This is a genomic window from Pseudonocardia sp. (assembly GCF_029263155.1).
GTDB lineage: Bacteria > Actinomycetota > Actinomycetes > Mycobacteriales > Pseudonocardiaceae > Pseudonocardia.
The window spans coordinates 20,894-38,094 of sequence record NZ_JAJCYB010000058.1; the positions used below are offsets into that span (position 1 = coordinate 20,894).

14 protein-coding genes are annotated in these 17,201 nt (G+C 75.8%); 7 read left to right on the top strand and 7 right to left on the bottom strand.

Annotation, left to right across the window (positions count from 1 at the left end; all coding sequences use genetic code 11):
- Window positions 1-249: 249 nt before the first annotated feature.
- From Q1K26_RS11695 to Q1K26_RS11710, 4 genes are all read right to left on the bottom strand, one after another.
- Window positions 250-1,641, bottom strand: coding sequence for an FAD-linked oxidase C-terminal domain-containing protein (locus tag Q1K26_RS11695; protein ID WP_300010485.1), 1,392 nt, complete (start codon window positions 1,639-1,641; stop codon window positions 250-252).
- Window positions 1,642-2,011: 370 nt separating this feature from the next.
- On the bottom strand, window positions 2,012-2,929 hold the full coding sequence (locus tag Q1K26_RS11700; protein ID WP_300010488.1) for an FAD-dependent oxidoreductase: 918 nt from the start codon (window positions 2,927-2,929) through the stop codon (window positions 2,012-2,014).
- Between the two features lie 201 nt (window positions 2,930-3,130).
- Window positions 3,131-4,066 (bottom strand): o-succinylbenzoate synthase, encoded by a 936-nt coding sequence (locus tag Q1K26_RS11705; RefSeq protein WP_300010491.1) that lies wholly within the window; start codon window positions 4,064-4,066, stop codon window positions 3,131-3,133.
- A gap of 5 nt (window positions 4,067-4,071) precedes the next feature.
- Window positions 4,072-5,526: an NAD(P)/FAD-dependent oxidoreductase gene (locus tag Q1K26_RS11710; protein ID WP_300010494.1), complete on the bottom strand. Its 1,455-nt coding sequence runs from the start codon at window positions 5,524-5,526 to the stop codon at window positions 4,072-4,074.
- A 70-nt stretch (window positions 5,527-5,596) separates the two neighbouring features.
- Here Q1K26_RS11710 and Q1K26_RS11715 point away from each other — a divergent pair, with 70 nt between their 5' ends.
- Entirely contained in the window at window positions 5,597-6,190 is a 594-nt protein-coding gene (locus Q1K26_RS11715; protein ID WP_300010497.1) for a TetR/AcrR family transcriptional regulator, read from the top strand.
- Between the two features lie 16 nt (window positions 6,191-6,206).
- Window positions 6,207-6,941 carry a siderophore-interacting protein gene (locus tag Q1K26_RS11720; protein ID WP_300010500.1) on the top strand — a complete coding sequence of 245 codons (735 nt, stop codon included), beginning with the start codon at window positions 6,207-6,209 and terminating at the stop codon, window positions 6,939-6,941.
- 67 nt (window positions 6,942-7,008) lie between these two features.
- Here the strand turns inward: Q1K26_RS11720 and Q1K26_RS11725 are convergent, their stop codons facing one another.
- On the bottom strand, window positions 7,009-8,151 hold the full coding sequence (locus tag Q1K26_RS11725) for an acyl-CoA dehydrogenase family protein (RefSeq protein WP_300010503.1): 1,143 nt from the start codon (window positions 8,149-8,151) through the stop codon (window positions 7,009-7,011).
- 129 nt (window positions 8,152-8,280) lie between these two features.
- Window positions 8,281-9,810 carry an acetyl-CoA acetyltransferase gene (locus Q1K26_RS11730; RefSeq protein ID WP_300010506.1) on the bottom strand — a complete coding sequence of 510 codons (1,530 nt, stop codon included), beginning with the start codon at window positions 9,808-9,810 and terminating at the stop codon, window positions 8,281-8,283.
- Between the two features lie 37 nt (window positions 9,811-9,847).
- On the opposite strand from Q1K26_RS11730, the gene Q1K26_RS11735 reads away from it, so the two are divergent.
- Entirely contained in the window at window positions 9,848-10,432 is a 585-nt protein-coding gene (locus Q1K26_RS11735) for a TetR-like C-terminal domain-containing protein (protein WP_300010509.1), read from the top strand.
- A 160-nt stretch (window positions 10,433-10,592) separates the two neighbouring features.
- On the opposite strand, the gene Q1K26_RS11740 is transcribed toward Q1K26_RS11735, so the two are convergent.
- Window positions 10,593-11,285, bottom strand: a complete 693-nt coding sequence (locus Q1K26_RS11740) for a DUF2461 family protein (protein ID WP_300010512.1) — start codon at window positions 11,283-11,285, stop codon at window positions 10,593-10,595.
- A 117-nt stretch (window positions 11,286-11,402) separates the two neighbouring features.
- Here Q1K26_RS11740 and Q1K26_RS11745 point away from each other — a divergent pair, with 117 nt between their 5' ends.
- The 4 genes from Q1K26_RS11745 (at window position 11,403) to Q1K26_RS11760 (ending at window position 17,191) form a co-directional block, all read left to right on the top strand.
- Window positions 11,403-12,131, top strand: coding sequence for a response regulator transcription factor (locus Q1K26_RS11745; RefSeq protein WP_300010515.1), 729 nt, complete (start codon window positions 11,403-11,405; stop codon window positions 12,129-12,131).
- Complete coding sequence (locus Q1K26_RS11750) at window positions 12,128-13,591, top strand: HAMP domain-containing sensor histidine kinase (protein ID WP_300010518.1); 1,464 nt, start codon at window positions 12,128-12,130, stop codon at window positions 13,589-13,591. The genes Q1K26_RS11745 and Q1K26_RS11750 overlap by 4 nt, the downstream gene beginning before the upstream one ends.
- A 310-nt stretch (window positions 13,592-13,901) precedes the next feature.
- Complete coding sequence (locus Q1K26_RS11755) at window positions 13,902-15,140, top strand: dolichyl-phosphate beta-glucosyltransferase (protein WP_300010521.1); 1,239 nt, start codon at window positions 13,902-13,904, stop codon at window positions 15,138-15,140.
- A complete protein-coding gene (locus Q1K26_RS11760; protein WP_300010524.1) occupies window positions 15,137-17,191 on the top strand; it encodes a glycosyltransferase family 39 protein in 2,055 nt (684 codons plus the stop codon). The genes Q1K26_RS11755 and Q1K26_RS11760 overlap by 4 nt, the downstream gene beginning before the upstream one ends.
- Window positions 17,192-17,201: the final 10 nt, after the last annotated feature.

The window sequence follows — 17,201 nt, forward strand, 5'->3', positions numbered from 1 at the left end:
ACAGTGCGGGCTGGGCAGGATCGGTCGGGCGGCGCCGACAGGGGCGGCCCGAGCACGCGCGGGGCGGGACCGCCGCGCGACGGAGCGGCGAGGCCCACGCACGGGTACGCCGTGATGCCCGTTCCCGCACACGCGCCGGACGCGTCGCGCCGGACCGCGGCTCCACGGCCCGCGGCGCTGCGGCGAACGGGCGACGCCCGTGCCCGTAGGCGGGACCCGTGGCGGTGGGCCGCGCCCGTGCGGGGCGCGTCAGGCGATCACCTTGCCGGGGTTGAGGAGGCCGTGCGGGTCGAGCGCCCGCTTCACCGCGCGGTGCATCGCGACCACGGCCGGGCCGAGCTCGCGCAGGGCACCGTCGCGCTTGAGCAGGCCGACGCCGTGCTCGCCGGTGACGGTGCCGCCCAGGTCCAGTGCGGCGTTCACGATGTCGTCGAAGGCGGCCTGCGCGCGGATGCGGGCGGCGTCGTCGCCGTGCGGGGTGAGCATCAGCGGGTGCAGGTTGCCGTCGCCCGCGTGGGCGACGGTGGCGATCGGCGTGTCGTGCCGCGCCCCGATCTCCTCGATCCGGGCGAGCATCTCGGCGATGCGGCCCCGTGGCAGGCAGACGTCCTCGGTGAGCATCGCCATCCCGCGCTGCTCCAGCGCCGGGTAGGCGAGGCGGCGGGCGTCGAACAGCGCCTCGGCCTCGACCGGGTCGGTGGACAGCATCGCCTCACTCGCCCCCGCGGCCACGAACTCGGCGTGGATCGACTCGGCCTCGTACTGCGCCGCGGGCTCGGGCAGGTCGGTCTGGGCGAGCAGCAGCGCGGCCGCGCCCGTGGGCAGCCCGGCCCGCTTCCAGTCGTTGACGGCCTGCAGGCAGACCCGGTCGACGAGCTCGAAGATCGCCGGCTGCAGGCCCGCGGCCGTCACCCGCGAGACCGCGTCCCCGGCGGCGGCGAGCGAGTCGAAGAACCCGACCACGGTGCGCGGGGCGGTGGTCCGGGCCGGCCGCAGCTTGACCGTCACCTCGGTGACGACGCCGAGGGTGCCCTCCGAGCCGACCATCAGCCCCGCCAGGTCGTAGCCGACCACACCCTTCGCGGTGCGCCGCCCCAGGCGCACCACCTCACCGCTCGCGAGGACGACCTCCAGCGCGAGCACGTAGTCGCGCGTGACCCCGTACTTGACGCAGCACAGCCCGCCCGCGTTCGTGGCGACGTTGCCGCCGATGGTCGACCACGGCGCGCTCGCCGGGTCCGGCGGGTACCAGAGCCCCTCCTTCGCCGCGGCCGCGCGCAGCTCGTCGTTGACGACGCCGGGCTGGACGACGGCCAGGCGTTCCGCGGGGTCGATCTCGACGATGTCGCGCATCCGCTCGGTGGACAGGACCACGCAACCGTCGACGGCGTTCGCGCCGCCGGAGAGCCCGGTGCCCGCCCCGCGGGTGACCACCGGGATCCGGTGCTGCGCGCACGCGGTGACGACCGCGGCCACCTCCGCGGTGGTGCCCGGCCGCGCGACCGCGACCGCCCGGCCGTACGGCGCCCACTCGGCCTCGTCGTGCAGGTAGGGGGCCACGGTGTCGGTGTCGGTGAGCAGGTGCCTGCGCGGCACCGCGGCCTCCAGCGCGGCGGGCAGGTGCGAGCGGGAGGCCGTCATCCCCCGACGCTAATCCGCGGCATCGGCGCGGGCCAGCACGACCCACGTCGCGGCGGGCCGCTCGGGCACCGACGGGGCGGCGCGGACACCGGATGGCACCCGCACCCAGGGCCGCCGCGGGAGGGCGGAGACGCGGGTCCCGGACCGGAATCGCAGGTCGCGTCCACCCACCCGGTCGGCCGGACCGGATCGTCGGGTCCGCGCACCGAGGCGCTGCGGCCGCCGCGCGGTTGCCGGGGTGGCCCCACCGCGGTCCGGCAGCAGCGGGGTGGCCGCACTGCGGCCCCGGCACGGCGGCGCAGGCCGGCGGTCACCGACGTCCGGTCCGCGGCGGCGGGGCCGGTTCCGGTGGGGTCGCCGTGGCGTGGCCTCACTGCAACGTGGCGGCGAGCTCGCGGCCCAGCAGGGTCCCCGAGCGCCACGCCGTCTCCACCCGGGGGCTCCCCCAGCCGTCGCCCGCCTCCCCGATGCCGTCGGCGCCGAGATGGAAGGGCTCCTCGCGCGGCCGGCCGGGGCTCGCGTAGCGCCACCGGTGGGCGTAGGTCCACTCGGGCTCCGCGTCGATGCCGAGCAGTTCGCGCAGCGCGTCGAGGGAGGGCGAGACCGCCCCCTCCGGGTGCGCGTCGTGCGCACGGGCCACCTCGGCGGTCGTGTGCGCCACCAGCACGGGTGCGCCGTCCCCGCGGCGCGCGCCGTCGTCGGCGACGAGGGTGAGCACCGGGTGGTCGTTGACGAAGGCCGCGGGCAGATCGGGCCACCGCCGCCGCGACCAGCCCGCCGCCACCGCGATCACCGGCGACCAGCCCGGCACGGGCATCGGCAACCCCCGCAGCCGTGCGGACTGCGGTTCGGGCATCGCGAGCACGACGGCGTCGGCCCGCTCACCGTCGACGACGGGCCCGGGTCCGACGCGGCGCACCTCGTGCTCCAGCCGCACGTCCAGGCCCTCGGCCAGCGCGGCGACCAGGCTGCGCAGCCCGCCGGGCGCGGCGTAGCGGACCGGACCGGCGGCGCGCCCGCCGTCGCCGCCGAGCACGGCGAGCTCGGAGGTCCACTCCCGCGCCAGGCCCGCGTCCTGCCAACCCCGCACAACGGCGCGGAACTCCGGGTCGCGCGCGGTGAAGTAGGCGGCGCCCAGGTCGACCGGGCGCCCGTGCAGCCGCCTGCTGGCCATCCGCCCGCCGACCGCCCGGGCCCGCTCCAGCACCCGCACCGGCACCCCGGACCCGGCCAGCTCCCGGGCACACGCGATCCCCGCGATCCCCGCCCCCACCACGACCACCGCCATGCGGCCACGCTAGGCCCGGCCGCAGGCCCCCCGCGCGTCGGTCGGTCCACATGATCAGCCGGTTCGGGACATGAGCTGCGGATGCGCAGGCCATGTCCCGAACCGGGCGATCTTCGTTCGCCACGTCCACCAGCGGACGCGCCACGGTGATCCGCGAGCCGGGCTCCACCGGTGCGCAGGGGTACGTCGGGCACAGGACCGTCAGCGCAGGAGCCGCACCCGGGCGAGACGCTGCAGCCACCACCGCGTGCGCTCGGGGTCGGCGGGCACCGCGTGACGAGCGGCCGGGTCGGGCGCGCGGCGGGGGACGGCCAGCATGCCGTCGACAGGACGCTGCGGTGCACCGACGACGTCGGCCGCCAGCAGCGACCCCGTGCCCAGCCCGCAGGCGAACTCCAGCGACGGCAACGCCCCGGCCAGCGCGATCTCCGCGGCCAACCCCACCCCCGACTCCAGCGCCGAGGACACCACGCACGGCAGCCCGCACGCCTGCGCGACGGCCAGCGCCCGACGCACCCCGCCCAGCGGCGCGCACTTGAGCACGGCGACGTCCGCGGCACCGGCCACCGCGACGGCCAGCGGGTCCTCGGCGCGGCGGATCGACTCGTCCGCCGCGATCGCCGTGTCCACCCGCCGCCGCACCGCCGCCAGCTCCGGCACCGACGGGCACGGCTGCTCGACGTACTGCAGGCCACCCGCCGCCCGGTCCAGCGCCCGGATCGCCGCCACGGCCCCGTCGACGTCCCAGCGGCCGTTGGCGTCGACCCGCACGTGCCCGCCCGGACCCAGCGCGTCGCGCACCGCCTCGACCCGGGCGAGGTCGTCGGGCAGCGACCCGGGCGCGTCGGCGACCTTGACCTTCGCCGTGCCACATCCCGACGCCACGACCAGCGCGTGTGCGGCGGACGGCGACACCGCCGGCACGATCGCGTTCACGGGAACCGCGTCGCGGACCGGCTCCGGCCAGCCCAGATCCGCCGCTTCGAAGGCCGCGTCGTACCAGTGCCGGGCCTCCGCGTCGTCGTACTCGGGGAACGGGCAGAAGTCGCCCCACCCGGCGGGGCCCTCGATCAGCAGCCCCTCCCGCACCGTGATCCCGCGGAAGCGCGTGGTCATCGGCAGGGAGTAGGCGAACACGCCCGTCAGTGAACCAGCTCGTGATCGGCCGGGTTCACCGCGCGGGTACGGCGGCGGTAGTCGAACGTGTACCCGGGCCACAGCGTGCGGTTGCGGCCGTTCTCGTCGAGGTACCAGGACTGGCACCCGCCCGAGGTCCACACCGACCCCTCCAGCCGCTTCTGGACGTCGGCGTTGAACGCGTCCTGGCGGTCCCGGCGGGTGTCGAGGGCGCGCGCGCCGCTGGTGTCGAGCAGGCGCAGGGCGTCGAGGATGAAGCTGGTCTGCGACTCGATCATGTAGACCATCGAGCTGTGCCCCAGCCCGGTGTTGGGACCGATCATGAGGAACAGGTTGGGGAACCCGGCGACGGTGGTGCCCAGCAGCGCCTCGGGGCCGTCGGCCCATACGTCGTGCAGCTTGACGCCGTCGCGGCCGGTGACCGTCACCTCCCCCATGCCCTCGCCGACGCGGAAGCCGGTGCCGAAGATGATCGTGTCGACCTCGTGGGAGATGCCGTCGGCGGTCACGACGCCGGTCTCCGTGACGCGCACGACCTTCTCGGTGACGACGTCGACGTTGTCGCGCTTGAGGGCGGAGTAGTAGTCGTTGGACATCAGGATGCGCTTGCAGCCGATGGTGAAGTCCGGGGTGACCTTGGCCTTGAGGTCGGGCCGGTCGGCGAACTTGCGGTCCAGATAGGCGCGCGCGAAGCCCTCGACGACCTTCATCCGGGCCGGGTTGAGGAAGCCGCCGACGAGCATCTCGTTGCGCCCGTAGATCAGCGCGCGCTGGAGCTTCTGCACGGCGGGCACGAGCCTGTAGAGCGCACGGAGCGCACCCGGGATCTCGCGGTCGGGCTTGGGCAGCACCCAGGGCGCGGTGCGCTGGAACAGTGTCAGCGACGCCACCTCCGGCTGGATCTGCGGCACGAACTGGATCGAGCTCGCCCCGGTGCCGATGACGGCGACGCGGCGGCCGCGCAGGTCGTGGTCGTGGTCCCAGCGCGAGGAGTGGAAGACGGTGCCGGTGAACTCGTCGAGGCCCGCGATGTCGGGCAGCGAGGGCAGGTGCAGCGGCCCGGTGCCCCACACGACGGCGCGCGCGTGCACGACGTCGCCGTCCGCGCTGGTCACCGTCCAGCGGGTGCCGTCCCACTCCAACCCGGTGATCTCGCGGCCGAAGCGGATGCGCTCGCGCAGGCCGTACCGGTCGGTGATCGACTCCAGGTAGGCGCGGATCTCGGGCTGGCGGGCGAAGGTGCGCGTCCAGTCCGGGTTGGGGGCGAAGGAGAACGAGTACAGGTGGCTCTGGACGTCGCAGGCACACCCGGGATAGGTGTTGTCGCGCCAGGTGCCGCCGACGCTGTCACCCTTCTCCAGCACGACGAAGCTGTCGCGCCCGGCCCCGGCCAGTCGGGCGGCCGCCCCGAGGCCGGCGAACCCGCTGCCGACGATGGCCACGTCCACGGTCTCGATCATCGATGCCCTCCCGGTAGGTGTTACCGGCGGTAAGTTACCACGGGTAAGTTACCTGCGGTAGGGTCCACCCGTGACGACGAGAGCCCCCCGCCGCCGCCTCGGCCGCGCCGAGCGCGAGCAGCAGATCCTGGACGCCGCCGTCGCGGTGTTCAGCGAGCGGGGCTTCCCGAACGCCTCGATGGACGCCGTCGCCGAGCGCGTGGGCGTCACCAAGCCCGTGCTGTACACCCACTTCGGCTCCAAGGACGGCCTGCTGCTGGCGTGCATCTCCCGCGCGCGGGCGGAACTGCTGGAGGTGACCTCGACCGCGGCCGCCTCCGCGGACACCCCCGAGGAGATGCTGCGCCGCGGCACCCGCGCGTTCTTCGACCACCTGGAGCGCCACGAGCCCGAGTGGACGCTGCTGTTCTGCGAGTCCACGGTGGCCGGCGAGGCGCTGGAGGCCGTCCGCGCGCAGCAGACCGACTTCATCGCCGCGCTGCTCGCCGCGCAGGCGCCCGGTGCCGACCCGCAGCGGCTGGCCGGCTGGGCCCAGGTGATCGTCGGGGCGTGCGAGCGCCTGGCCGTGTGGCGCGGCAGCGTGCGCACGGTCACCAGCGAGCAGGCCACCGAGTACCTCATGGACCTGGCCTGGACGGGCCTGGCCGCGGCCGCACCCCGGTAGGCCGCAGAATGGCGGCGTGACGACGACGGCACCCCGGCTGCTGCAGGTGCGGCGCAGCGAGCGGATCACCCCGCGGATGATCCGCGTGACGCTCGGCGGCGAGGAGCTCGCGGGCTTCGCGGGCGAGGGCCCCGACCGGCGGATCAAGATGTTCTTCCCGGTGCCCGGGCAGGAGCGCCCCGCCGTGCCGCGGGCCGCGTCCGGTGGTCCGGTGTGGCCGGTCGGGGAGGCGCGGCCGGCGATCCGCACGTACACGGTGCGGCGGTTCGACGCCGGCGCCGGTGAGCTGGACGTCGACTTCGTCCTGCACGGCGACGGGCCCGCCGCCGCGTGGGCGGCCGACGCGGCACCCGGGTCCTGGGTGGGGGTCTCCGAGCCGGGCGGACGCTACGAGCCCGACCCGACGGCCGACTTCCACGTGGTGATCGGCGACGAGACCGCGCTCCCGGCCGTCGCCACGGTGCTCGACGCGCTGCCGGGTGGGGTGCCCGCGCTGGTGTTCCTCGAGGTCGTCGACGCGACCGAGCAGCAGGACCTCGGCACGCCTGTGAGGTGGGTGCACCGCGGCGACCGGGACGCCGGCGTCCCGCTGGCCGAGGCGGTGCGGGCGGCGGAGTTCCCACCCGGCCGCGGCCAGGCGTGGCTGTCCGGGGAGAGCGCCTGCGTGAAGGACCTGCGCGCGCACCTGCTCGACGAGCGCGGGATGGCCCGCCGCGCCGTCTACGCGACGGGCTACTGGCGCGCCCGCTGACCCCGCACTTCGGAGCCACAACGCGGTTCCGGGACCGCGAGAACAGCAGTATGGCTCCGACGTGCTGTCAGAGGCCGAGGAGCTTGGTGATGATCTCGTTCATGATCTCCGTCGTGCCGCCGCCGATGCTGAGCAGCCGCGCGTCCCGGTAGTGGCGCTCGACCTCGTGCTCGCGCATGTAGCCCAGGCCGCCGAGCAACTGGACGCACTCGTACACCGCGTGGTCGCAGGCGGCCACCGCGGTGTTCTTCGCCATCGCCGTCTCCATCAGCATGGGCTCCCCGGCGAGCCAGCGGGTGGTCACCGCCTGCGTGTAGGTGCGCGCGACGTCGATCCGGCGCGCCATCTCGGCCATCCGGTGGCGCACCACCTGGCGTGAGGACAGCGGCCGCCCGAACGTCTCGCGCTCGGTGATCCACGTCCGCGTCAGGTCGAAGCAGCGCTGGGCGGTGGCGTAAGCCTGCACGGCCAGCGAGAGCCGCTCGCTCTGGAACTGCTGGGCGATCTGCAGGAAACCGCTCCCCTCGGCCCCGACGAGGTTCCCGACCGGCACGCGGACCCCCGCGTAGGACAGCTCCGCGGTGTCCGAGCAGCGCCAGCCCATCTTGTCCAGCGCCCGCGACACCGTGAACCCGGGCGACCCCTTCTCGACGACGAGCAGCGAGACGCCCGTGTGCCCGGCGCCCCCGGTGCGTACGGCCGTGGTCACGAAGTCGGCACGCACCCCGGAGGTGATGTAGAGCTTCGCGCCGTCGATTACGTAGGAGTCGCCGTCACGCCGTGCCCGCGTGCGGATGCCGGCGACGTCGGAACCGCCCTCGGGCTCGGTGATGGCCAGTGCACCGATCGTCTCGCCGGCCAGCGTCGGCCGGACGACGCGGTCGATCAGCTCGGGATCGCCCGCGGCCACGATGTGCGGCAGCGCGATGCCGTGGGTGAGCAGCGCCGCGACGAGCCCACCCGAACCCCCGGACAGGATGATCTGCTCGGCGACGAGGAACCCGTCGATCGCGTCACCGCCTCCCCCGCCGACCTCCTCTCCGAACGCCACTCCCAGCAGCCCCACAGCCGCTGCCTTGCGGTGCAGGTCGCGCGGCACCTCGCCGGCGCGCTCCCAGTCGGGCAGGTGCGGCACGATCTCGCGGGTCGTGAAGTCGGCGACGAGCTCCCGCAGGGCCCGCCGCTCGTCGGTGCGCCACGGATCGGTCATGCTGGCTCCTCGCTCGTCACCGGCGGGCTCGCCGGACCGGTTCCCGCCGCCGCCCGTGCGGTGCCGGTCACGACCGGGGGACGCATACCGCCCGCGGCGCTCACGTCCCGGACCCGGCGATCATCGACGTCACCGGAGCAGCTCGACGACGGCGTGCTCGCCCGTCGTCGTCGCCCGGACGACCCGGCCGACGGTCTCACCCCGGTCCAGCGACAGCGCCCCGGCGCTCGCGACGTCCCCCGGCGCGGTCGACGCGGCGAACCGGGCGCCGTCGGCGGTGCGCGCCACCACGAACCCCTGCGCGGGGGCGCCGTCGCGGCCGTGCTCGACGGTCGCCGTCTCCACGGTCACGTCCTCGCCGTCCAGCGCGTCGACGGCGGCGGGGGCGGGCCCGGCCGTGTCGCGCGGCTCGGGATCGCCGATGTACCCGTCCGGGTGTGGCTCGCGCGCGAGCACCAGCGCGTGCTGGTGGGTGAGGTAGCCGCCGTTGCCGTGGACGAGCGCGTGCCGCGCACCCGCCCGCAGGGCACCCGTGACCGCGACCAGCGCGTGCAGCGTGTAGCTCGACAGCGGCCCGCCGAACGCCGAGTGCCCGCCCGTCACCCCGGCGGGGGGCGCGATCCCGAGATGCGCGCCGACCAGCTTGGGGACGACCGGGAAGCAGCTGTAGACATCGATGACGTCGAGGTCGGCAGCCCCGATGCCGGCCGCCGCGAGAGTGCGGTCGAGCACGTCCGACAGGGCCGCGGACGCGGCGAACGTGGGCCGGGTGAGGACGTCGACGGCGTCGTGCGCGGCCGCGCCGCCCCACACGTGCACGATCCGCTCCTCCCGCACGCCCGCCTCCCGGGCCGCGGCGAGCGACATGACGAGCACGGCCGCGGCCTGGTCGACGTGCGGCATCGCGTTCACCGCCAGCGGGTAGGGCTCGCACACCATCCGGTTGCCCGGTCCCACCGTGCCGATCTCGTCGGCGGTGCGCGGCTCGGGGTTCCACGCCGCCGGGTTGGCCGCCGCCACCTGCGAGAACGCGGCGTACAGCTGCGCCGAGGCCCGCGCCCCCTGCTCCGGGGTCTCACCCTGGGCGTGCCGCAGCGCGTTCTCGAACAACGGGTACACCCGCGTCGGCAGGATGATGCCGGTGGCGCGCATCGCGGGGCTGCGCAGGTCGTCGGTGTCGAAGCGCGGCGGCCCGCCCGGGGTGGCGCTCCAGCCGTGGGCCGCCGGGTCGATGCCCGCGCGGTACAGGGCCTGGGCGGAGGCCTGCGCCTCACCGCCCGCGATCAGCGCGCACCGCGACTCCCCCGCCGCGATCCGCGCCGCCGCCTCCTCCAGCAGCTCCGCGGGCCGTTGGCCGCCGACCGTGGTGTCGACGAGGTGCGCGGACGTGGCGCCCACCGCCGCCGCGATGCGCGCGGCCAGGTCGGCGTAGGCCCAGCTCGCGACGTGCACGGTGGACACCGAGTCCAGGGTGTGCAGGTCGAGCGCTGCGGGACCGGCGGCACCGGGAGCGCCCGCGACCAGGGCGTCGGCCGCCGCCGCGCGTACGGCGTCGATGATCAGGGCGAGCGGCTCGCGCGCGTCGCCGACCGTGCGTCCGCGGTTGCCCCGCACCTGTCCGACCCCGACCAGCACCGGACGCCGTTCGTCGCTCACCACGCCCGCACGCTAATACAGACAGGTACTGTCCGTAAATGTGACGAGAGGCCGCCCCCGCGATCCGGACCTGGAGCACCGGGTGCACGACGCCGTGCTGGAGGTCTACTGGGAGACCGGCTGGGCCGGGTTCACCCTCGACGCCGTGGCCCGCCGCGCCCGGGTCGGCCGGGCGGCCCTCTACAGCCGGTGGTCGTCGAAGGCCACGCTGCTGGTGGAGGCGCTGGAGGTGCGCAGCCCGCTGCCCGTGCCCGTCGACACCGGGTCGGTGCGCGGAGACCTCGTGGAGCTCGCCCGCCAGCTGGTCGACGGCTACACCGGGCCCGCCGGGCTGGTGACGTTGCGCGCGGCACTGGAGGCCCGCGTGCATCCCGACCTGCTCGCGGGCCTCACCGACACCCTCAACACCAGCCGCCTGCTCGCCGCCCGCGAGATCGTCCGGCGCGGCGTGGCCCGCGGCGAGCTGCCCGCCGCCACCCCCACCACGCTGCTGCTCGAGCTGGTGACGGGGGCCGTGCTGAGCCACGTCCTGTTCGCCCCGGGGGGCGCGCGCGCGGACCCCGGCTACGCCGAACGGGTGGTGGACGCGGCCCTGCGCGCGACGTCCCCCCGCGAGTCGGGGTGAGCGTGTGCGCGAGTCGGGGCCTGCGTGCGCGCGAGTCGGGGCATCCGGGTGCGCCACGGGGTCGGGCGCGGGTCCGGTGTGCCGTCCCGGCGGGCATCGGTCGCCGCTACCGGGACACGAACGCCACAGACGACGCCCGTGTCCCGCAGCTGGTGATCACTCACCCCCAGGCGCGGTCGGCCGCGACCGCCCCGTCCACGGCGCCGCACTCGTCCCGAGCCTGCGTGGCGGCGGCGCGAGGGCGGGGCGGTACTGGATCGGCCGGACCGACGTGCGCGTCGAGCCACTCCAGCAGCGGCCCGGCCGCACGCCACGCCGCCCGCACCCGATCCAGCGGCTCGCGCGTCCCGAGCCACTCGCCGCCCGGCCACGAGCACCCGACCTGCAGGCCGCGCAGCCGCAGCAGGTCCAGCTGCGGGTGGTCGGCGGGGACCCCGCGGGGGCGTCCGGCGAGCCTGCGGCCGGTGTCCACGTCGAGCGGGTCGAGCAGCCGCGCCAACCCGTCGTCGACGGCCGCGCGGTAGCGCCGCAGCTGACCGGCGTCGAACAGCCAGATGCCGGCGGTGGTCGTGAGCCCGGCCGCCGTGAGCACCACGGCCAGCGCACCGCCGCGGGCCGTGCCGCCGGTGTCGGTGCGGTAGGGCGGTGCGTCGGGGCGGAAGCGACGGTTGCGGTAGGGCCGGAACACCCGCACCGGCCCGAACTCCGGCTCCAGCTCGGCCGCCAGCTCGCGCGTCGGCCCCAGCAGGGCAGCGGTGTGACGGTGGCGGTGCGCGTCGAAGAACTCGCGGGTGTTGTGGTCGGCGAGCTCGGCGAGGAAAGCCGCGGCGTCGGGGGTCCATCCGGTGAACATGTCGTCTCCTCGGGTCGGGGATGACGACTTGGACGGATCCGCGGCCCCCGCGGTTCCACAGCAGACACACAGACTTCCCCCAGCGGCGCCACATCCGCGCGCGCGACGCTCCGTAGCATGTCGACGATGAACGAGCGGGAGCTGCGCCGCGCCGACGGCGGCGCGCTGCGCGTGCTCGTCGTCGACGACGAGTCCACGCTCGCCGAGCTGCTCTCGATGGCGCTGCGCTACGAGGGCTGGGAGGTGCGGACCGCCGCCGACGGTTCGTCTGCCGTGCGCGCCGCGCGCGAGTTCCGCCCCGACGCCGTGGTGCTCGACATCATGCTCCCCGACTTCGACGGCCTGGAGGTGCTGCGCCGGATGCGCGCGGAGACCCCCGACGTCCCGGTCCTGTTCCTCACCGCCCGTGACGCCGTGGAGGACCGCGTCGCCGGGCTCACCGCGGGCGGGGACGACTACGTGACCAAGCCGTTCAGCCTGGAGGAGCTCGTCGCGCGGCTGCGCGGCCTGCTGCGCCGCTCGGGCATGACCGCGGCCCGGCAGGGCTCCGAGATCGCGGTCGGCGACCTGACCCTCGACGAGGACAGCCACGAGGTGCACCGCGGCGGCGACCCCGTCGATCTGACGGCCACCGAGTTCGAGCTGCTGCGCTTCCTGATGCGCAATCCCAAGCGGGTGCTGAGCAAGGCCCAGATCCTCGACCGGGTGTGGCACTACGACTTCGGCGGGCAGTCCAACGTGGTGGAGCTCTACGTCTCCTACCTGCGCAAGAAGGTCGACGCGGGCCGCCCGCCGATGATCCACACCGTCCGCGGCGCCGGGTACGTCCTGAAACCGGCCGGGTGAGAGGCACGCTGCGGGCCCGGCTCGTCGCGACCGTCCTGCTCCTGCTCGCCGTCACCGGCGCCCTGATCGGTGTCGTGACGACGCTGTCGCTGCACCGCATCCTCATCGGCCAGCTCGACGACAACCTCCGGGCGGCGGGCGGCATCGCCCGCGGGTTGCCCCCCGGCGACGACGACCGCACCCCGCCCACCGGCGAGGACCTGCCCGGTCCGGGCGTGCCGCTCGGGCCGGGCCTGCAGTTCGGCGTGCTGGTCGCCGTCGTCGGCGACGGGCAGGTGACCGGCGCCGCGGTGCTCGACCGCCGCGGCACGAACCAGCCGGTGCCCGGAGACGCGACCCCCGCCCTGCTCGACGTCGCCGTCGGGGACCCGCCGCGCAGCGCCGACCTCGGCGAGCTGGGCACCTACCGGCTCGTCGCCGGGGAGCGCACCGTGGCGGGCGAGACCGTGACGGTGGTGACCGGCCTGTCCGAGCGCCCGCTGCAGGAGACGCTTTCGACGCTGGTCACGATCGAGGTCGTCGCCGTCGCGGTGGCGCTGCTCGGGGCGGGCGTGGCAGGCGCGGTGGCGGTGCGCCGGGAGCTGCGGCCGCTGGAGGAGGTGGCGGCCACCGCGTCCCGGGTCAGCACGCTGCCGCTGGCCAGCGGCGAGGTGGAGCTGGCGGAGCGGGTGCCGGTGGTCGACCCGCGCAGCGAGGTGGGCCAGGTCGGCGCCGCGCTGAACCGGATGCTCGACCACGTCGGATCGGCGCTGGAGGCCCGGCACGCCAGCGAGGTGCAGCTGCGGCAGTTCGTCGCCGCCGCCAGCCACGAGCTGCGCACCCCGCTCGCCGCGATCCGCGGCTACGCCGAGCTCACCCTGCGCCATCTCGAACAGGGCGGCGGCGACACCGCGCACTCGCTCGACCGGATCTCCTCGCAGGCCGACCGCATGACCACCCTCGTCGAGGACCTCCTGCTGCTCGCCCGCCTCGACGCGGGCCGCCCCCTGGAGCGAGCCGAGGTCGACCTCACCCGCCTGGTCGTCGACGCGGTGTCCGACGCCCACGCCGCGGGCGGCGACCACCCCCTGCACGTGGACCTGCCCGACGAGCCCATCACCGTCACCGGTGACGCGTCGCGGCTCGCCCAGGTGCTGGCCAACCTGCTGGCCAACGCGCGCACCCACACCCCGCCGGGAACGGTGGTGACGGTCGGGCTCGCCGCCGACCCGGACGGCGCACGGATCTCGGTCGTCGACGCCGGCCCCGGGATCGCCCCGGAGCTGGTGCCGCGGGTGTTCGAGCGGTTCGCGCGCGGCTCGGCCTCACGGTCGCGCGAGCACGGCAGCACCGGGCTGGGGCTCTCGATCGTCGACGCGGTGGTGGGCGCGCACGGTGGGTCGGTGGCGGTGACGAGCACCCCGGGGCGCACCGAGTTCACGGTGCGCCTCCCGTCGGACGCGCGACCCCAGCGCCCCTGACCACGGCGGCCGGCGCGCGACGGGCGGCGCAGCGGCTCCTCGCACACCCAACAGCTCCTCGCAGGCCGTCCAACCTCTGCGACGAGCCGGAACCTCTGCGACGCCGCCGGGACGGCCGCTCAGCGTCACCCGCACACAGGCCGATCACCCGCACCGGGCGCACAGCCCGTGCACAGCATCGGCACACGGTCCCGACAGCAGCCGTCAGCAGGCTCGGCTCCATGCACGCGACCGCCCCCCGCCCCGCACCCGGCGCCGTCCCCTCCGGACCGCGCCCACGCACGTCACCCGACCGTCGCGAGGGTGGGCGATGAGCGTCGACGTCGCGCCGGGGCAGCCGGGACCGGCCCGGCCCGGACGACGACCGGCATCGCCGGTGCTGGAGATCGTCGTTCCGGTGCACGACGAGGAGCGCGACCTCGAGCCCTCGATCAGGCGGTTGCACGCGCACCTGACCGCGGAGTTCCCGTACCCGTTCCGGATCACCGTGGCCGACAACGCCAGCACCGACGCCACCGGGGCCATCGCGGCGCGGCTCGCGCAGCAACTGCCGCACGTCACCGCGTTCACGATGGCGCAGAAGGGGCGCGGGCGGGCGCTGCGGGCGGCCTGGACCGCGTCGGACGCCACCGTGTTGGCCTACTGCGACGTCGACCTGTCCACCGACCTCGCCGCCCTGCTCCCGCTGGTCGCACCGCTGATCACCGGCCACTCCGACCTCGCCGTCGGCACCCGGTTGGGCCGGGGCTCGCGCGTCGTGCGCGGCGCGAAGCGGGAGCTGATCAGCCGCGGCTACAACCTGCTGCTGCGCGGCACCCTGGCCACCCGGTTCACCGACGCGCAGTGCGGGTTCAAGGCGATCCGCGCCGACGTCGCGCGCCAGCTCCTGCCGCTGGTGCGCGACGGCGGCTGGTTCTTCGACACCGAGCTGCTCGTGCTCGCCGAGCGGGCGGGCCTACGCATCCACGAGGTGCCCGTCGACTGGGTGGACGACCCCGACTCGCGGGTCGACATCGTCGCCACCGCCGTCGCGGATCTGCGCGGTATCGCCCGCCTCGCCCGTGCGCTCACCACCGGCGCGCTGCCGATCGGCGAGCTGCGCTCCCGGCTGGGCCGCGGGCCGCTGGAGGTGGCGGGGGTGCCGGCCGGGATGCCGGGGCAGCTCGTGCGGTTCGCCGCGATCGGGGTGGTCAGCACGGTCGCGCACCTGCTGCTGTACCTGCTGCTGCGCGACCCGCTCGGCGCGCTCGGTGCCAACCTGCTGGCGCTGGCGCTCACCGCCGTCGCCAACACCGCGGCCAACCGGCGGCTGACGTTCGGCGTGCGCGGTCGCGACGGCGCGGTGACGGCGCAGTTCCAGGGGCTCGCCGTGTTCGGGCTCGGGCTCGCGTTCACCACCGGCGCACTGGCACTGCTGGGGCTGTGGTGGCCGGGGGCGAGCGCGGCGACCGAGCTGGCCGCGCTGGTCGCCGCCAACGCGCTCGCCACGCTCGCCCGGTTCGTCGCGTTCCGTTCCTGGGTCTTCCGGCCGAAGGGGGCCACCGCATGACGACGACCCTGACTCCCCCGGCCGTCACGCCGGCCCCGGCGACCCCGGCGCGGCGGGCCGAACGGGTGGCGCTGGGCGTGCTGCTGGCCGGCACCGCCGTGCTCCACCTGTGGGACCTCGGTGCGAACGGCTGGGCGAACAGCTACTACGCGGCCGCCGTGCAGGCGATGTCGCGGGACTGGACGGCGTTCCTGTTCGGCTCGCTCGACACCGGGAACGTCATCACCGTCGACAAGCCACCCGCGGCGCTGTGGGCGATGGCGCTCTCGGCCCGGATCTTCGGGTTCTCGGCGTGGAGCATGCTGGTGCCGCAGGCGCTGATGGGTGTGGCGGCGGTCGGGTTGCTGCACGCCGCGGTGCGGAGGGTCTCCGGGCCGGTGGCGGGGCTCGTCGCGGGGGCCGCTTTCGCGCTGACGCCGGTGGCCGTGCTGATGTTCCGCTTCAACAACCCCGACGCGCTGCTCGTGCTGCTGATGGTGGCCGCGGCGTATGCCGTGGTGCGGGCGATCGAGCGGGCCGGCACGCGCTGGCTGGTGCTGGCCGGGCTCCTGATCGGGTTCGCGTTCCTCGCCAAGATGGCGCAGGGCTTCGTGGTGCTGCCGGCGCTCGCGCTGGCCTACCTGGTGGCCGCACCGACGGGCTCGTGGCGACGGGTCCGGCAGCTGCTCGCGGCCGCCGTCGCCGTCGTGGTCGGGGCGGGGTGGTGGGTGGCGCTCGTCGAGCTGTGGCCCGCGGGCGGCCGGCCCTACATCGGCGGCTCGGAGACCGACAGCGCGCTGGAGCTGGCGCTGGGTTACAACGGTCTCGGCCGGCTGTTCGGCCAGGGCGGCGGTGGCCCGGCCGGTCCGGGTGGTGGCGGGGCCGGGGGCGGCGGCGGGCTCGGGGGCGGGGCCGGGCCGACCCGCATGTTCTCCGACTCCGTCGGCGGGCAGGTCTCGTGGTTGCTGCCCGCAGCGCTCGCGCTGCTCCTCGCCGGGCTGTGGCTGACGCGCCGCGCGCCCCGCACGGACGCCGTCCGCGCGTCGCTGCTGCTCTGGGGCGGCTGGACCGTCGTGACGGCGCTGGTGTTCTCGTTGATGGAGGGGATCTTCCACGAGTACTACACGGTGGCGCTGGCCCCCGGGATCGCGGCGCTGGTCGGCGTCGGCGGACGGGAGCTGTGGCGGTACCGCACCTCGTGGGCCGGGCGGATCACGCTCGCCGTGGTCACGGCCGGCAGTGCGGGGTGGGCGTGGGTGCTGCTGGGGCGCACCCCGGAGTTCCTGCCGTGGCTGCGGTGGCTCGTCGTGGGGGTGGCGGCGGTCGCGGTGTCGGCCGTCCTGCTCGGCGGGTCGCTGCGGCGGGCGGCGGCCGCGGTACTCGCCGCCGTGGTGGTCTCCGGGCTGCTCGGGCCGGCGGCCTACGCCGCGCAGACCGCCACCACGCCGCAGACGGGCAGCATCGTGCTCGCCGGGCCCGAGGTGGCGGGAGGTGGGTTCGGTGGGGCGTTCCCGGGCGGGGGCCCCGCGGGTGCCCGTCCCGGCGCGGCGGCGGGCGGCACGCCGGGCGGCGGACTTCCGGGCGACGGGGCCGAGGGCGGCGCGGGCCCGGGCGGCGCGACCCCGGGCGGTACGGCCCCGGGCGACCCGGCCACCGGATGGGGGCCGTGGGGCTCGGGCGCCGGTCGCGACGGCGGCTCCCGGACCGGCGGGCCGGGAAGCGCGGGCGAGGCCGACCCGGAGCTGGTCGCGCTGCTGCGGAAGGCGGGCACGGCATGGTCGGCCGCGACCGTCGGCGCCCAGGGCGCGGCCGCGCTGCAGCTCACGGGCGACGCCCCGGTCATCGCGATCGGGGGGTTCTCCGGGGGCGATCCGGCCCCGACGCTCGCGCAGTTCCAGGCCTACGTCGCCGCCGGCGAGGTGCGCTACTTCGTGGCCCCCGACCAGGGCGGGCCCGCCGGGGACGGGCCGGGCGCGGAGATCACCAACTGGGTGGCATCGACTCTCACGGCCACGACGGTCGGCGGCCGGACGGTCTACGACCTGGCCGCCCCGCTGGGCCGAACGTCGTAGGAATGTGACG